The sequence below is a fragment of the Pseudomonas sp. R4-39-08 genome (genome assembly GCF_003852275.1).
Classification (GTDB): Bacteria; Pseudomonadota; Gammaproteobacteria; order Pseudomonadales; family Pseudomonadaceae; genus Aquipseudomonas.
This window is the reverse complement of sequence record NZ_CP027733.1, coordinates 4,140,425-4,154,760: the sequence shown is the minus strand read 5'-3', so window position 1 is coordinate 4,154,760 and position 14,336 is coordinate 4,140,425. Positions and strand designations below refer to the sequence as shown.

The window sequence follows — 14,336 nt, the reverse complement described above, 5'->3', positions numbered from 1 at the left end:
TTTTTCCTGCCCGCCGTTTTTGTCCAGCCCCAACGGAGAGCTGCCATGACCGATACCCCCGACCGCGACGAACGCCACCTGGCGCGCATGCTGCGCAAAAAAGCCGTGATCGATGAACGCATCGCCAACTCGCCCAATGAGTGCGGTTTGCTGCTGGTGCTGACCGGCAACGGCAAGGGCAAAAGCAGTTCGGCCTTCGGCATGTTGGCCCGCGCCATGGGGCATGGCATGCAGTGCGGCGTGGTGCAGTTCATCAAGGGGCGCAACAGTACCGGCGAAGAGTTGTTTTTCCGCCGCTTCCCCGAGCAGGTCCGCTTTCACGTAATGGGCGAAGGCTTCACCTGGGAAACCCAGGATCGCCAGCGCGATATCGCCGCCGCCGAAGCGGCCTGGGCGGTATCCCGGGCGATGCTCAATGACCCTTCCATCGGCCTGGTCGTGCTCGACGAACTGAACATTGCCCTCAAGCACGGCTACCTTGACCTCGACCAGGTGCTCAGCGACCTGCAGGCGCGCCCGCCGATGCAGCACGTGGTGGTCACCGGCCGTGGCGCCAAGCCTGAGCTGATCGAAATGGGCGATACCGTCACCGAAATGGGCATGCTCAAGCACGCGTTCCAGGCCGGTATCAAGGCACAGAAAGGCGTCGAACTTTGAATCAGCCCCGTCATTGCCCGGCCGTCTTGATCGCCGCACCGGCGTCCGGCCAGGGCAAAACCACCGTCACCGCCGCGTTGGCGCGTTTGCACCGCAACCTGGGGCGCAAGGTACGCGTATTCAAATGCGGGCCGGACTTCCTTGACCCGATGATTCACGAACGCGCGAGTGGCGCGCCGGTGTATCAATTGGATATGTGGATGGTGGGCGAGCAGGAAAGTCGTCGTTTGTTGTGGGAAGCAGCCGGGGAGGCCGACCTGATCCTGATTGAAGGCGTGATGGGCCTGTTCGATGGCACCCCGTCCAGCGCCGACCTGGCACGGCATTTCGGCGTGCCGGTGCTGGCGGTGATCGACGGCACGGCCATGGCGCAGACCTTTGGCGCCCTCGCGTTGGGCCTGGCGCGCTACCAGCCGGACCTGCCATTCGCCGGCGTACTCGCCAACCGCGTCGGCACGCTGCGCCATGCGCAGTTGCTGGAAGGCAGCCTCACCGAGGGATTGCGCTGGTACGGCGCGCTGTCACGTGAAACCGGTATCGAATTGCCCAGCCGTCACCTGGGCCTGGTGCAAGCCAGCGAACTCAATGACCTCGACCTGCGCCTGGACGCCGCCGCCCAAGCGCTGGGCAGCAGTTGCGAAGTCGCCGTGCCGCCACCGGTGACGTTTGCCGCGCCGCAGGTGATCACTGCCGAACCGTTGCTCGCCGGGGTGCGCATTGCGGTGGCCCGTGACGAAGCTTTCGCGTTTACCTACGGTGCCAGCCTCGACCTGTTGCGCGCGATGGGCGCCGAGTTGCATTTCTTTTCACCGATCCATGACGGCGCATTGCCTGAAGCCGACAGCCTCTATCTACCCGGCGGTTACCCGGAACTGCATCACCGGGCCCTGTCGCAAAACACACCGATGCTCGCTGCCATCCGCGCTCATCATGCAGCCGGCAAGCCCTTGCTCGCCGAATGCGGCGGCATGCTGTACCTGCTGGACTCGCTCACCGATGTCGACGGCAACCGCGCCGAACTGCTCGGCCTGTTGCAGGGCGACGCAGTGATGCAAAAGAAATTGGCGGCGCTGGCGCTGCAAAGCGTCGAACTGCCCGAAGGCACCTTGCGCGGGCACACCTATCATCATTCCCTGACCAGCACCGCATGCGAGCCGATCGCCCGTGGCATGAGCCCCAATGGTGGGCGCGGGGCTGAAGCGGTGTATCGGCAGCGGCGGATGACCGCGTCCTATGTGCACTTTTACTTTCCGTCGAACCCGGCGGCGGTGGCGGCACTTTTTGTGCCAGGCCCTGAAGCCGCTATCGGGAGCAAGCCCCCTCCCACAGGGGAATGCATTCCAAAGGTGGGAGGGGGCTTGCCCCCGATGACACCATGACCGACAACGCCTTCCCCGAGGCCGACCGCCAAGCCGTCTACCGCGCCATCGCCGAACGCCGCGACATGCGCCACTTCAGCGGTGGCAGCGTCGCGCCTGAGTTATTTCAGCGCCTGCTCCAGGCTGCCCACCAGGCACCCAGCGTCGGCCTGATGCAACCGTGGCGCTTTATCCGTATCAGCGACCGTCAATTAAGAGGGCGCATTCAGCAACTGGTCGAAGAAGAGCGCCTGCGCACCGCCGAGGCGTTGGGCGAGCGCTCCGATGACTTCATGAAGCTCAAGGTCGAAGGCATCCACGACTGCGCCGAAGTGCTGGTGGCAGCGCTGATGGACGATCGCGAGCGGCACATCTTCGGCCGTCGCACCTTGCCGGAAATGGACATGGCGTCGTTGTCCTGCGCCATCCAGAACCTGTGGCTGGCGGCCCGCGTCGAGGGGTTGGGCATGGGCTGGGTCTCGCTGTTCGAACCCCAGGCCCTGGCCGACCTGCTGGGTTTGCCGGCGGGCGCCAAACCCCTGGCGGTGCTGTGCCTGGGACCGGTCGCCGAGTTCTATCCGGCACCGATGTTGCAGCTCGAAGGCTGGACCGAACCGCGGCCATTGAGTGACATGCTGTACGAAAACCTGTGGGGAGTGAGTCAATGAGTGTGGCCTTGCTGTGTGTTGCCGCAGTAGCGCTGGATGCGCTGCTGGGCGAGCCCAGGCGCTGGCATCCGCTGGTGGCATTCGGCAATTTTGCCGGGCGCATCGAACAGCGTTTCAATTCAGGCGGTCGTGGCTGGCGCAGCCATGGGGTGACCGCGTGGTTTATCGCGGTGGTACCGCTGACCCTGCTGGCCACCGCATTGTCCTGGGCGCCGTACATCGGTTGGGTGCTGGAAATCCTGGCGTTGTACTGCGCCCTGGGCATGCGCAGCCTGGGCGAGCATGTGATTCCGGTCGCCCAGGCCCTGCGCAGTGATGACCTGGAAGAAGCGCGCCAACGTGTGAGTTATCTGGTCAGCCGCCAGACCAGCGAGCTGGATCGCACGGAAGTCGCTCGCGCGGCCACCGAGTCGGTGCTGGAAAACGGCAGCGACGCCGTGTTCGCCGCGCTGTTCTGGTTCGTAGTCGCCGGCGTGCCGGGCGTGGTGCTCTATCGCCTGAGCAACACCCTCGACGCCATGTGGGGCTATCGCAACGAACGCTTCGAACGCTTTGGCTGGGCGGCGGCGAAGATCGACGATGGGCTCAACTATATTCCTGCACGCCTCGTGGCCTTGACCTACGCGTTGCTGGGCAAGACTCGCCTGGCGCTCAAATGCTGGCGCACCCAGGGGGCGACCTGGGACAGTCCCAACGCTGGCCCGGTGATGGCCGCTGGCGCCGGTGCGCTGGGCGTCGAACTGGGTGGCGCGGCGATTTATCACGGCGAGGTGCACCAGCGCCCGCCATTGGGCGAAGGCCCGCCGGCCGACGCTGACGCCATCGACCGAGGCTGGCAACTGGTGCAGCGCGGCGTATGGTTGTGGCTGCTGGTCCTGTGCGCGGGGGCGCAACTTTATGCTTGAACACGGTGGTCGGCTGCGTAAGGCGGCAATTGAATATGGGATCGCGGAGGCGGATTGGCTCGATTTGTCCAGTGGCCTGGCGCCCTGGCCATGGCCGATTCCCGAGATTCCCTTGCGCGCCTGGGCACGGCTACCGGAAGCCGATGACGGCCTGGAAAAAGCCGCCAGCGACTACTATGGCGCGGCTCACGTGCTCCCGGTGCCGGGCTCCCAGGCCGCGATCCAGTTGCTGCCGCGCCTGCGCCGTTCCGGCAAGGTCGGCGTACTGTCGCCGTGCTACGCCGAACACGCCGAAGCCTGGCGTCGTGCCGGTTATGTGGTGCGTGAAGTGCAAGAGCAGGAAGTCGACTTCTTTCTCGATGGCCTCGACGTGCTGGTGGTAGTCAACCCGAATAACCCCACCGGCTTGAGCCTGGCCCCGGAGCGCCTGCTCGACTGGCATACGCGGCTGGCCCAGCGCGGCGGCTGGCTGGTGGTGGACGAAGCCTTCATGGACGTGACCCCGCACTTGAGCCTGGCCAGCCACACCCAACAGGTCGGCTTGATCGTGCTGCGCTCATTCGGCAAGTTCTTCGGCCTGGCCGGCGTGCGCCTGGGCTTTGTGCTGGCCGAGCGCAAGTTGCTCAAATTGCTCGCCGAACAGGTCGGGCCCTGGGCGGTCAGCGGGCCGACACGGATACTCGGCCAGGCATGCCTGCGCGACAGCGCCGGGCACGCCCGCCAGCGCACGCGTTGCATCGAGGCCGGCCAGCGCCTGTCCGACCTGCTTGAGCGCCAGGGTTTTCAACCCCAGGGTGGCTGCGCCTTGTTCCAGTGGTTGATCACACCGCACGCCGAACGCTTGCACGAATTCATGGCCCAGCGCGGCATTCTGCTGCGCCTGTTCGTTCACGACAGCAGCGTGCGTTTCGGTCTGCCCGACACCGAGGCCGATTGGCAGCGTCTCGAGACGGCACTGGCCGCCTACAAGGAAGCGACATGACTACGTTGATGGTGCAGGGCACCACCTCCGACGCCGGCAAGAGCACGCTGGTGACCGCCCTATGTCGCTGGCTGGTGCGCCAGGGGGTTGCAGTGGCACCGTTCAAGCCACAGAATATGGCGCTCAACAGCGCAGTGACCGCCGAAGGCGGCGAGATCGGCCGCGCCCAGGCGGTCCAGGCGCAGGCCGCCAACCTGACGCCCCACACCGACATGAACCCGGTGCTGCTCAAGCCCAACAGCGACACCGGTTCCCAAGTGATTATCCATGGCCGCGCCGTGACCAGCATGAACGCGGTTGCCTACCACGACTACAAAGCCATCGCGATGCAGGCGGTGCTGGCCTCCCACACACGGTTGAGCCAGGCCTATCCGGTGGTGATGGTCGAAGGCGCGGGCTCGCCGGCCGAGATCAACCTGCGCGCCAATGACATCGCCAATATGGGCTTCGCCGAAGCCGTGGATTGCCCGGTGCTGTTGATCGCCGATATCAATCGCGGCGGGGTGTTCGCCCATCTGGTCGGTACGCTGGAATTGTTGTCCCCCAGCGAACAGGCGCGGGTCCGGGGTTTTATCATCAACCGGTTTCGCGGGGATATCGCGCTGCTGCAACCGGGGCTGGATTGGTTGGAGGCGCGTACCGGTAAGCCGGTGGTGGGCGTGTTGCCCTACGTGATGGACCTGCACCTCGAGGCCGAAGATGGCATCGACCAGCGCCAGACCGACAAGGCCGCCCAGGTGCTCAACGTGGTGGTGCCGGTGCTGCCGCGCATCAGCAACCACACGGATTTCGACCCGCTGCGCCTGCATCCCCAGGTAGACCTGCAATTTGTCGGGCCGGGTCAGCCGATCCCGGCTGCCGACCTGATCATCCTGCCGGGGTCGAAAAGCGTGCGCAGTGATTTGGCGTACTTGCGTGCCAATGGCTGGGATACCGCCGTGGCGCGGCATTTGCGCTATGGCGGCAAGGTGCTGGGGATTTGTGGTGGCTTGCAGATGCTCGGCGAGCAGGTGCATGACCCGCTCGGCCTGGAAGGCCCCGTCGGCTCCAGCGACGGCCTGGGGCTGCTGGCGTTCAGCACGACGCTTGAGCAGGAAAAGCAATTGCGCAATGTGCGCGGGCGGTTGCTGCTGGAGGATGCCGAGGTCAGCGGGTATGAGATCCATGCGGGGGTGACGTCCGGCCCGGCGCTGGAGAATGCCGCGGTGCGGCTCGACGACGGGCGCAGTGATGGCGCGCAGAGTGCCGACGGGCAGATCCTCGGCACTTATCTGCACGGGCTGTTCGAGACACCGGCGGCGTGCAGTGCACTGCTGCGCTGGGCGGGGTTGCAGGACGTGCAGGCAGTCGACTATCACGCCCTGCGTGAGCGGGATATCGAGCGCTTGGCGGATCTGGTGGAAAACCATCTGGACACTGAATTGTTGCGTCGATTGTGCGGAATCTGACGGCATGTACACAGGGCCAATGTGGGAGGGGGCTTGCCTCCGATGACGGTGTATCAGTCGATGCATCAGTGTCTGAAGCGCCCTTATCGGGTGCAAGCCCCCTCCCACAATGGGCAGTCTTTCGGCTGACTGGAAAAGGTAGTGGCTCATGCATCAATTGATTCTCGGCGGCGCCCGTTCGGGCAAAAGCCGTCTGGCTGAAAAACTCGCCGGCGCCAGCGGTTTACCGGTGACGTATATCGCCACCAGTCAGCCGCTGGACGCTGAGATGAACCAGCGCGTTGCCCTGCACCGTGCGCGTCGCCCCGACCACTGGGGCCTGATCGAAGAGCCCATTGAACTGGCGCGGGTGTTGCGCGACAACGCCGCTGCCGAGCGTTGCCTGCTGGTGGACTGCCTGACCCTGTGGCTGACCAATCTGCTGATGTTGGAAGACCCTGAGCGCCTCGCTTCGGAGCGCGACCAGTTGCTCGAAACCCTGGCTGCACTGCCGGGGCAGATCATTTTTGTCAGCAACGAGACCGGACTGGGTGTCGTGCCGCTGGGCGAATTGACTCGCCGTTATGTGGATGAAGCCGGTTGGCTGCATCAAGCCTTGGCCGAGCGGTGTCAGCGCGTAGTGCTGACCGTCGCCGGCCTGCCCCTGACTTTGAAAGGTACTGCGTTATGACGGATTTCTGGTGGCTCAACCCGTGCAAGGCCATCGACGCCGCTGCGCAAGAGCAGGCGCTGGCGCGTCAGCAGCAGTTGACCAAGCCCGCCGGTTCGCTCGGCCAATTGGAAGCGCTGGCGGTGCAGTTGGCCGGGTTGCAGGGCCGGGTCAAGCCGTCGGTGGAGCAGCTGTGGATCGCGATTTTTGCCGGCGACCATGGCGTGGTCGCCGAAGGCGTATCGGCGTTTCCCCAGGCCGTGACCGGGCAGATGCTGCACAACTTTGTCAGCGGTGGCGCGGCCATCAGCGTATTGGCTCGCCAGCTGGACGCGCAGCTGGAGGTGATCGACCTCGGCACGGTCACGCCCTCCCTGGATCTACCCGGCGTGCGCCACCTGAATATCGGCGCGGGCACGGCCAACTTTGTCCACGGCCCGGCGATGACCCAGGTGCAGGGGCGCCAGGCCTTGCAGGCCGGACGAGACAGCGCACGCCGCGCTTTGGAGCACGGCGCACAGCTGTTTATCGGTGGTGAAATGGGCATTGGCAACACCACCGCCGCCAGCGCGTTGGCGTGTGCGCTGCTCGATTGCCCGGTGAGTGACCTGACCGGTCCGGGCACGGGGCTGAATGCCCAAGGCGTCAGCCACAAGGTGGCAGTCATCGAGCGCGCCCTGACCTTGCACGCGGCCCAGCGCGACGACGCGTTGCAGACGCTGTTCAAACTGGGTGGCTTTGAAATTGCCGCGCTGGTCGGTGCCTACCTGGCCTGCGCCCAGGCAGGCATCGTGGTGCTGGTGGACGGGTTTATCTGCAGCGTCGCCGCGCTGGTGGCCACGCGCTTGAATCCGGCCTGCCGCGACTGGCTGGTGTTCGGCCATCGTGGCGCCGAACCGGGCCATCGTCACGTGCTGCACAGTCTCGACGCACAGCCGCTGCTGGACCTGGGCTTGCGCTTGGGCGAAGGCAGCGGTGCGGCGCTGGCGGTGCCGTTGCTGCGCCTGGCCTGTGCGTTGCACGGGCAGATGGCGACGTTCGCCGAAGCCGCCGTGGCGGATCGCCCTGCATGACCTTGCACCTGGACCTGCTGCGCCACGGTGAAACCGAGCTGGGCGGCGGCCTGCGCGGCAGCCTGGATGATGCCTTGACGGCCAGGGGCTGGGAGCAGATGCGCGCGGCTGTGCTGGGGCAGGGGCCGTGGGACCGGCTGATCAGTTCGCCGTTGCAACGCTGTGCGCGCTTTGCTGAGGAATTGGGCGGGCGTCTCAATCTTCCCGTCAGCCTGGAAAAAGACCTGCAAGAGCTGCACTTCGGCGCCTGGGAAGGGCAGAGCGCGGCGGCGTTGATGGAAACCGACGCCGAGGGCTTGGGATTGTTCTGGGCGGACCCCTACCGCTTTACGCCGCCAGAAGGCGAGCCGGTGGAGGCGTTTTCCGAACGGGTGCTGGGCGCCGTCTTACGTCTACAGCAGGCCTATGCCGGTGAACGCGTGCTGTTGATCAGCCACGGTGGCGTCATGCGGCTGTTATTGGCACGTGCGTGCGGTTTGCCGCGTGAGCACTTGCTGAATGTCGAAGTCGGCCACGGTGGGCTGTTCAGCCTGCAGGTGGCGACCGATGGCACGTTGAAGGAAGGAGTCTGAACATGCTGCCATTCTGGATCGCCCTGCAGTTCCTGAGCAGTCTGCCAATACGTCTGCTAGGCATGCCGCAACCCCAGGAACTGGGGCGTTCGTTGCTGTTTTACCCGGTGGTCGGTTTGCTGTTTGGCCTGCTGCTATGGGGCCTGAACAGCCTGCTGATGGGCGCGCCATTGTTGCTGCACGCCGCGCTGCTATTGACCACCTGGGTGCTGCTCAGCGGCGGCCTGCACCTGGACGGCCTGGCGGACAGTGCCGACGCCTGGCTGGGTGGGTTCGGCGATCGCGAACGCACCCTCAGCATCATGAAGGACCCGCGCAGCGGGCCGATTGCCGTGGTCACCCTGGGCCTGATGTTGCTGCTCAAATTCACCGCGCTGGTGGCCTTGATCGAGCAGCATAACGGCGCCGCGCTGATTCTCGCGCCGTTGATCGGCCGGGCTTCGATGCTGGCGCTGTTTCTCACCACGCGCTATGTGCGTGCCGGTGGATTGGGCCAGGCGCTGTCGGATCATTTACCGAGGATTGTCGGCCAGCAGGTGCTGATCCTCAGTGGACTGGCCTGCATCCTGATCGGTGGTTTCAGCGGTGGGATAGCGGTACTGCTCGCGGCGGGCTGTTTTATCGGCTTGCGCCATTTGATGGTCAAGCGCCTCGGTGGCACCACCGGCGATACCGCCGGCGCCCTGCTGGAACTGCTCGAAGCGGCCGTGCTGATCGGGCTGGCGCTGTAACACTTTCTTGCATTTGCTTAACTCCGGGTATATACACGCTCTATGCTTGCTTCCCAATGTTTGTGCACCAACCTGCGACGCGCCGCCCGTGGCGTCAGCCGGTATTACGACGGCGCCCTCGACGGCTTCGGGATCAACGTTGCCCAGTATTCCTTGCTGAGCAACCTGCAACGTCTCGATCAGCCGAGCATTTCCAGCCTGGCAGAAGCCATGGGCCTGGACCGCAGCACCTTGGGGCGCAATCTGCGCGTACTGGAAGGTGACGGCCTGGTCCGGTTGGTCGAAGGCGATGACCTGCGCAACCGCCTGGTGGAGTTGACCGAGGCCGGTCAGCAGCGGTTGGCCGCGGCCTTGCCGGCATGGGAAGCGGCGCAACAGAAATTGATCGATCAACTGGGCGCCGAAAAGCGCGAAACGTTGTTGGCCTTGCTGGATGAACTCGCCTGAACGGCGGTTTGTTCGACTATAAGCGGGTATATACCCGCGAGCGGAGAATAAGAAATGACCTCAATGTGGCGCACCAGTGGCTGGGTTCTTGTGGGGAGTGCGCTGATCCTGGCGTTGTCGTTGGGCGTGCGGCACGGCTTTGGCCTGTTCCTGGCACCGATGAGCAGCGAATTTGGCTGGGGGCGCGAGACGTTCGCCTTTGCCATCGCCTTGCAGAACCTGATCTGGGGCCTGGCGCAGCCGTTCACCGGGGCCCTGGCTGACCGCTTCGGTGCGACCAAGGCGGTGTTCGTCGGCGGCGTGTTGTACGCCGTGGGCCTAGTGCTGATGGGCATGTCGGACTCGGCGTGGTCATTGTCCCTGAGCGCGGGGTTGCTGATCGGCATTGGCCTGTCCGGCACGTCGTTCTCAGTGATCCTCGGTGTGGTCGGCCGCGCCGTACCAGCGGAAAAACGCAGCATGGCCATGGGCATCGCCAGCGCCGCCGGCTCCTTTGGCCAGTTCGCCATGGTGCCAGGGACTCTCGGCTTGATCGGGTGGCTGGGCTGGTCTGCGGCGCTGCTGGCGTTGGGCTTGATGGTCGCGTTGATCCTGCCGCTGGTGGCCATGCTCAAGGACCGGCCGCTGCCTACCACGGTCGGTCAGCAAACCCTGCGCGAAGCGTTGAAGGAGGCGTGCTCCCATTCCGGGTTCTGGCTGCTGTCCTTCGGCTTTTTCGTCTGCGGTTTCCAGGTGGTGTTTATCGGCGTGCACCTACCGGCGTATCTGGTGGACCAGCATCTGCCGGCTACGGCTGGCACCACGGTGCTGGCGTTGATCGGGCTGTTCAATGTGTTCGGCACCTACACGGCCGGCTGGCTGGGTGGGCGCATGTCCAAGCCGCGCTTGCTCACCGGCTTGTACCTGTTGCGTGCGGTGGTGATCGTGCTGTTCCTGTGGGCGCCGGTCACCGAAGTCACGGCTTACCTGTTTGGCATGGCAATGGGGTTCCTGTGGCTGTCTACCGTGCCGCTGACCAACGGCACTGTTGCGACCTTGTTCGGTGTACGCAACCTCTCGATGTTGGGTGGGATCGTGTTCCTGTTCCATCAACTCGGCTCGTTCCTCGGTGGCTGGTTGGGCGGGGTGGTCTATGATCGAACCGGTAACTACGACTTGATCTGGCAAGTGGCGATTCTGCTCAGCCTGCTCGCGGCGGCCCTGAACTGGCCGGTGCGTGAACGGCCAGTGGCGCGCGTGCAGGCGCAAATGGAGGCGGCATGAGTGCAGCACTGCGGTGCATGGCCCTGGTGGCAGGGCTGGTGTTGTTGCTGTTGGCCTGGTGGGGCTGGCAGCGCGGCGGCCTGGCATTGATGCAGTTGGGCATGGCGATCTGTTAAGTTCTATGTCTGAACCCATGCAAGGACCTTTCACATGTTGATGCGCTGGCTCGCTGTACCCGTCCTGATGGCTGCTGGCAGCGTAGCCCTGGCCGCCAGTTGCCCGCCGTTGCTGGAGGGCCAATTGCCCAAGCTGCGGGCCAAGGAATCCATTGACCTGTGCCAGCGTTTCGCGGGTAAGCCCCTGGTCATCGTCAACACGGCGAGCTTCTGCGGCTTCGCCCCGCAATTCAAAGGCCTCGAGGCGTTGTACCAGCGCTATAAGGGCCAGGGCCTGGAAGTGATTGGCGTGCCATCCGACGACTTCAAGCAGGAAGCCAAGACCGGTGAAGAAACCGCCAAGGTCTGCTACGTGAACTACGGCGTGACCTTCACCATGACCGAGCCGCAGAGGGTCAAGGGACCGGACGCGGTCAATTTGTTCAAGGTGCTGGCGCAACAGACCGACACGCCGCCCAAGTGGAATTTCTACAAGTACGTGGTGGATCGCCAGGGCAACGTCATCGCCAATTTTTCCAGCCTGACCAAGCCCGACAGTCCGGAGTTGATCGAAGCAGTGGAAAAGGCGTTGGCGTCCAAACCCTGATCGCCGCCCATTGAAAAGCCCCGCCTCCTGTACAGGAGAGCGGGGCTTTTTTATACCGCAACGAATCAGAAGCGGTAGGTCATGCCCAGGCCGAAACCGTTGGCACTGTTTTCATACTTGGCGTTGTAGCTGGCCAATTGGTTGGAGCGCGCAACCTTGACGTCCTCTTCCTTCAGGTAGGAGTAGGCCACGTCGATGGTCATGTTCGGCATGACCTCGTAGCCCAGGCCCAGACTGAAGATGGTGCGGTCGCCGGTAGGAATGCGCGGCGAGCGATCAGTGTTGTTGGTCGGCGACTGGTCGAACGTCAGGCCGGTACGCAGCACCACTTGCTTGGTCAGCTGGTACGAAGTACCCAAGGCGTAAGCCCAGGTGTCGTGCCAGTTCTGGTCTTCCTTGATGGTGCCTACCAATGCTGGGGCCAGCGCACCACCGGTTGCGCCGGTGACGCCGTCGTTCTTGACGGTGATGTCTTTCAGGCGGCTCCAGCGGGTCCAGGTTGCACCGGCATAGAGTTTCCATGCGTCGGTCAGGTCCTGGGTCACCGACAGGTCGTAGGACTCAGGCGTATCGATCTTCAGCGAAGCGTCGTAGCGGTTGCTGCGCAGGAACGGAGAGGTCGCGGTCGGCGCGGTGACTTCGGTGTGGCCCTCCAGCTTGTAGCTGACCTTGGAGTGATAGGTCAGGCCGACGCGGGTGGTATCGGTGGCTTGTACCAGCACGCCGACGTTGAAACCCAGCGCGGTGTCGTCACCCTTGATCTTGATATTGGTATCCGGCGCGGCAGGGTTCAGCGTGATGTCCGATTCCAGGGTACCGCCGATGCGGTTGATGGTCGGGCCGAAGCCGACGGAAACGCGATCGTTGAAGGCGTAGCTGACCGTTGGTTGCAAGGTGATGACTTTCACTTCGCTCTTGCTGCCAAAGCCACGGCCCTGGAAGCCGCTTTCGTAGTCGGTTATCAGGCCGAACGGCGCATACACGCCGAAACCGACGGCCCACTGGTCGTTGAGCTTATTGGTGTAGAAACCAAAAGGTACGGCGGTGAACGGCACCATGTCGCCTTTGTTGCTGCCGCGAGAGCGACCGCTTGTGTCGCTGAGATCGGTAGAGGCATCGATGGCTGCGACACCGCCGGTGATTTGCTGGCCGTTCAGGCGAGCCATACCGGCAGGGTTACCGTAGACAGTGCTTGCGTCATCGGCAGAAGAAGAGCGACCTGCGAAGCCAGTACCCATTCCGCTGACGCTCTGTTCGTTCAGGGCGAAGCCGCTGGCGAACAGTTGGGAGGAGGCCATGGCAACGGCGAGGCTAAGTGTGGTCTTGAGCATTACTTTTTTCATTATTAGAACTCCGTGTGATCACCGCTGCGGAAAGTATCAATAAATTTAACATCGCGCTATAGGCTGTAATGCAGGAGATAGAGCGTTTTTGTAGGACAATCCGGCCAGATTTCCGGTTTTTTGGCGAATCTTGCAATTTGCCCGGTCAGTAGGCCACCTGTTTCATTGGGCTGACACAGCTTTGCCAAGCCTGGGAGAAATCTCGCAGGCGGCCTTGAGGGTGAAATATTTCTTTCCAGATACGTGCCATCGCCAATACATCGCCGGGCGCGGGCAGGGCAGGGCGGTGTTGCTCCACCAGCAACCAGGCGATTGCCGTGGCGTAACGCAGGTTCACCGTCAATTCCAACTGAGGCGCGCTGAGAAACGCATGTTGGCTGGCCAGCCCGCGCACCAGGCTCGCACGCTCGGGATCGAGCGCCAGGTAGCTATCCCAGAGGGCGCGGTGACGCGGTTCGGTGATGCGGTAGAGGCCATGGCCGCGTCGATCATGCAAGGCCGAGCCCAGTTCCGACTGGCTGGCGGCAATGCCCAGCAGCAGGGCTTCGGCGGTCGGGTTATGGCAGCCGAGGTACATTAAGGTCGGCCTGATCACATAACGACACAATTCGTTGGCGGCAATACCCATACAAACCTCAGTCCGTGGGAATGAATGACGAGCCTGAGAAGGAGGAGCTTGGCAGCGGTGGATCGGATCTCAAGCCCGTCGCAAGCGGATCATGCCGCTTGAGTTGAAGTGTAGTGTCATATTTCTCCTGTAAAGGACTGTTTTTAAAACATCTTCTTTATCCGGTTATAACGTTTATATCTATTCGTGCTTAGTAAAAAATCCCGGGACTAAATTCCAGGCAATAAAAAACCCTGTTTTTCAGACAGGGTTTTTGTGTTTCAGCGACTCGGGTCGATCAGGCAATCAGTGCCTGACGGGTACGCTCGATCACGGCCTGCAGCGGTTCTGCGCTGGAGTATTGATCGGGGTACAGGCGTTCGCTGTGACGTGCGATGCCGTGTTCGTTGACCAGGGTGAAGCTGAAGCAGCCTTTGCGAGCGGCCATGATCAGGCAGTTCATTGGGGCAAAAGCGTTGGTGAGGGTGCGGATGGCATCCTGAGTGTGGATTTGAGCGTTCATATTATTGGTGTTCCTACAAATGACACGGATAAGAACCGTGCAACGTTAAAACGTTCCAGAAACGCTGATCACCATTGATCAAGCGAAAGAACCTAGTCTGGAACAAAGCAGCCAGTTTGAAGCGCTATTGGATTAGGCGCGCTTGGGCTGGCAGGTAGGTACTTAGGAGGGCAGGCAACACAACAGGGGCAAAGGTTCTGGGCCCAGGGTGAAGATCCTGATCAATTTGCAGGTTGGTTCGGTCAGAGTATGCAGACTTCGCGGCACCCTTTGCTTGTTCAAAGGCAGTGTCGTCGCAAGTGATACCTGGAAACCATCGAGGTGGTCGATCCCATGAAGTTCTAGGGATATGTCGACCAGAATTGACTTTCAGCTTGGTACTAACGCTGCGGATAGTAACGGATCGAA

The 14,336-nt window shown here is 62.8% G+C and carries 16 protein-coding genes; 13 read left to right on the top strand and 3 right to left on the bottom strand.

Annotation, left to right across the window (positions count from 1 at the left end; translation table 11 throughout):
* Nucleotides 1–45 precede the first annotated feature (45 nt).
* The 13 genes from cobO (at nt 46) to C4J88_RS19070 (ending at nt 11,455) form a co-directional block, all read left to right on the top strand.
* Nucleotides 46–657 (top strand): cob(I)yrinic acid a,c-diamide adenosyltransferase, encoded by a 612-nt coding sequence (gene cobO / locus C4J88_RS19130; protein WP_124371446.1) that lies wholly within the window; start codon nt 46–48, stop codon nt 655–657.
* Nucleotides 654–2,036, top strand: a complete 1,383-nt coding sequence (locus C4J88_RS19125; RefSeq protein ID WP_124407844.1) for a cobyrinate a,c-diamide synthase — start codon at nt 654–656, stop codon at nt 2,034–2,036. The genes cobO and C4J88_RS19125 overlap by 4 nt, the downstream gene beginning before the upstream one ends.
* On the top strand, nt 2,033–2,683 hold the full coding sequence (gene bluB, locus C4J88_RS19120) for a 5,6-dimethylbenzimidazole synthase (RefSeq protein WP_124407843.1): 651 nt from the start codon (nt 2,033–2,035) through the stop codon (nt 2,681–2,683). The genes C4J88_RS19125 and bluB overlap by 4 nt, the downstream gene beginning before the upstream one ends.
* Complete coding sequence (gene cbiB, locus C4J88_RS19115; RefSeq protein ID WP_124407842.1) at nt 2,680–3,588, top strand: adenosylcobinamide-phosphate synthase CbiB; 909 nt, start codon at nt 2,680–2,682, stop codon at nt 3,586–3,588. Before bluB ends, cbiB begins: the two co-directional genes overlap by 4 nt.
* Nucleotides 3,581–4,570 (top strand): threonine-phosphate decarboxylase CobD, encoded by a 990-nt coding sequence (cobD, locus tag C4J88_RS19110; protein WP_124407841.1) that lies wholly within the window; start codon nt 3,581–3,583, stop codon nt 4,568–4,570. The genes cbiB and cobD overlap by 8 nt, the downstream gene beginning before the upstream one ends.
* A complete protein-coding gene (locus C4J88_RS19105) occupies nt 4,567–6,018 on the top strand; it encodes a cobyric acid synthase (protein ID WP_124407840.1) in 1,452 nt (483 codons plus the stop codon). The genes cobD and C4J88_RS19105 overlap by 4 nt, the downstream gene beginning before the upstream one ends.
* 148 nt (nt 6,019–6,166) lie before the next feature.
* Complete coding sequence (gene cobU, locus C4J88_RS19100; protein WP_124407839.1) at nt 6,167–6,688, top strand: bifunctional adenosylcobinamide kinase/adenosylcobinamide-phosphate guanylyltransferase; 522 nt, start codon at nt 6,167–6,169, stop codon at nt 6,686–6,688.
* A complete protein-coding gene (cobT, locus tag C4J88_RS19095) occupies nt 6,685–7,740 on the top strand; it encodes a nicotinate-nucleotide--dimethylbenzimidazole phosphoribosyltransferase (RefSeq protein ID WP_124407838.1) in 1,056 nt (351 codons plus the stop codon). The genes cobU and cobT overlap by 4 nt, the downstream gene beginning before the upstream one ends.
* Nucleotides 7,737–8,312, top strand: a complete 576-nt coding sequence (gene cobC / locus C4J88_RS19090) for an alpha-ribazole phosphatase family protein (RefSeq protein WP_124407837.1) — start codon at nt 7,737–7,739, stop codon at nt 8,310–8,312. The genes cobT and cobC overlap by 4 nt, the downstream gene beginning before the upstream one ends.
* A gap of 2 nt (nt 8,313–8,314) precedes the next feature.
* Nucleotides 8,315–9,043, top strand: a complete 729-nt coding sequence (locus C4J88_RS19085; protein ID WP_124407836.1) for an adenosylcobinamide-GDP ribazoletransferase — start codon at nt 8,315–8,317, stop codon at nt 9,041–9,043.
* A 42-nt stretch (nt 9,044–9,085) separates the two neighbouring features.
* Nucleotides 9,086–9,490, top strand: a complete 405-nt coding sequence (locus tag C4J88_RS19080) for a MarR family winged helix-turn-helix transcriptional regulator (RefSeq protein ID WP_124407835.1) — start codon at nt 9,086–9,088, stop codon at nt 9,488–9,490.
* A gap of 54 nt (nt 9,491–9,544) precedes the next feature.
* Nucleotides 9,545–10,753: an MFS transporter gene (locus tag C4J88_RS19075; RefSeq protein WP_124367868.1), complete on the top strand. Its 1,209-nt coding sequence runs from the start codon at nt 9,545–9,547 to the stop codon at nt 10,751–10,753.
* Between the two features lie 150 nt (nt 10,754–10,903).
* The gene (locus tag C4J88_RS19070; protein WP_124407834.1) at nt 10,904–11,455 is read left to right on the top strand and encodes a glutathione peroxidase; all 552 of its coding nucleotides are present in this window, start codon (nt 10,904–10,906) and stop codon (nt 11,453–11,455) included.
* A gap of 65 nt (nt 11,456–11,520) precedes the next feature.
* Here the strand turns inward: C4J88_RS19070 and C4J88_RS19065 are convergent, their stop codons facing one another.
* The 3 genes from C4J88_RS19065 to C4J88_RS19055 all read right to left on the bottom strand — a co-directional run bounded on the left by C4J88_RS19065 (nt 11,521) and on the right by C4J88_RS19055 (nt 13,928).
* Complete coding sequence (locus C4J88_RS19065; RefSeq protein WP_124407833.1) at nt 11,521–12,798, bottom strand: OmpP1/FadL family transporter; 1,278 nt, start codon at nt 12,796–12,798, stop codon at nt 11,521–11,523.
* A gap of 145 nt (nt 12,799–12,943) precedes the next feature.
* Nucleotides 12,944–13,426 carry a hypothetical protein gene (locus C4J88_RS19060; protein WP_124407832.1) on the bottom strand — a complete coding sequence of 161 codons (483 nt, stop codon included), beginning with the start codon at nt 13,424–13,426 and terminating at the stop codon, nt 12,944–12,946.
* 277 nt (nt 13,427–13,703) lie between these two features.
* Nucleotides 13,704–13,928 (bottom strand): hypothetical protein, encoded by a 225-nt coding sequence (locus tag C4J88_RS19055; protein WP_010208698.1) that lies wholly within the window; start codon nt 13,926–13,928, stop codon nt 13,704–13,706.
* Nucleotides 13,929–14,336: the final 408 nt, after the last annotated feature.

Coding starts and splice junctions, on each gene's coding strand:
- bluB (WP_124407843.1), top strand. CDS start 2,033: ATGACCGACAACGCCTTCCCCGAGGCCGACCGCCAAGCCGTCTACCGC.
- cobC (WP_124407837.1), top strand. CDS start 7,737: ATGACCTTGCACCTGGACCTGCTGCGCCACGGTGAAACCGAGCTGGGC.
- C4J88_RS19070 (WP_124407834.1), top strand. CDS start 10,904: ATGTTGATGCGCTGGCTCGCTGTACCCGTCCTGATGGCTGCTGGCAGC.
- cobU (WP_124407839.1), top strand. CDS start 6,167: ATGCATCAATTGATTCTCGGCGGCGCCCGTTCGGGCAAAAGCCGTCTG.
- cobT (WP_124407838.1), top strand. CDS start 6,685: ATGACGGATTTCTGGTGGCTCAACCCGTGCAAGGCCATCGACGCCGCT.
- cobO (WP_124371446.1), top strand. CDS start 46: ATGACCGATACCCCCGACCGCGACGAACGCCACCTGGCGCGCATGCTG.
- cobD (WP_124407841.1), top strand. CDS start 3,581: ATGCTTGAACACGGTGGTCGGCTGCGTAAGGCGGCAATTGAATATGGG.
- C4J88_RS19105 (WP_124407840.1), top strand. CDS start 4,567: ATGACTACGTTGATGGTGCAGGGCACCACCTCCGACGCCGGCAAGAGC.
- C4J88_RS19075 (WP_124367868.1), top strand. CDS start 9,545: ATGACCTCAATGTGGCGCACCAGTGGCTGGGTTCTTGTGGGGAGTGCG.
- C4J88_RS19060 (WP_124407832.1), bottom strand. CDS start 13,426: ATGGGTATTGCCGCCAACGAATTGTGTCGTTATGTGATCAGGCCGACC.
- C4J88_RS19085 (WP_124407836.1), top strand. CDS start 8,315: ATGCTGCCATTCTGGATCGCCCTGCAGTTCCTGAGCAGTCTGCCAATA.
- C4J88_RS19080 (WP_124407835.1), top strand. CDS start 9,086: ATGCTTGCTTCCCAATGTTTGTGCACCAACCTGCGACGCGCCGCCCGT.
- cbiB (WP_124407842.1), top strand. CDS start 2,680: ATGAGTGTGGCCTTGCTGTGTGTTGCCGCAGTAGCGCTGGATGCGCTG.
- C4J88_RS19065 (WP_124407833.1), bottom strand. CDS start 12,798: ATGAAAAAAGTAATGCTCAAGACCACACTTAGCCTCGCCGTTGCCATG.
- C4J88_RS19055 (WP_010208698.1), bottom strand. CDS start 13,928: ATGAACGCTCAAATCCACACTCAGGATGCCATCCGCACCCTCACCAAC.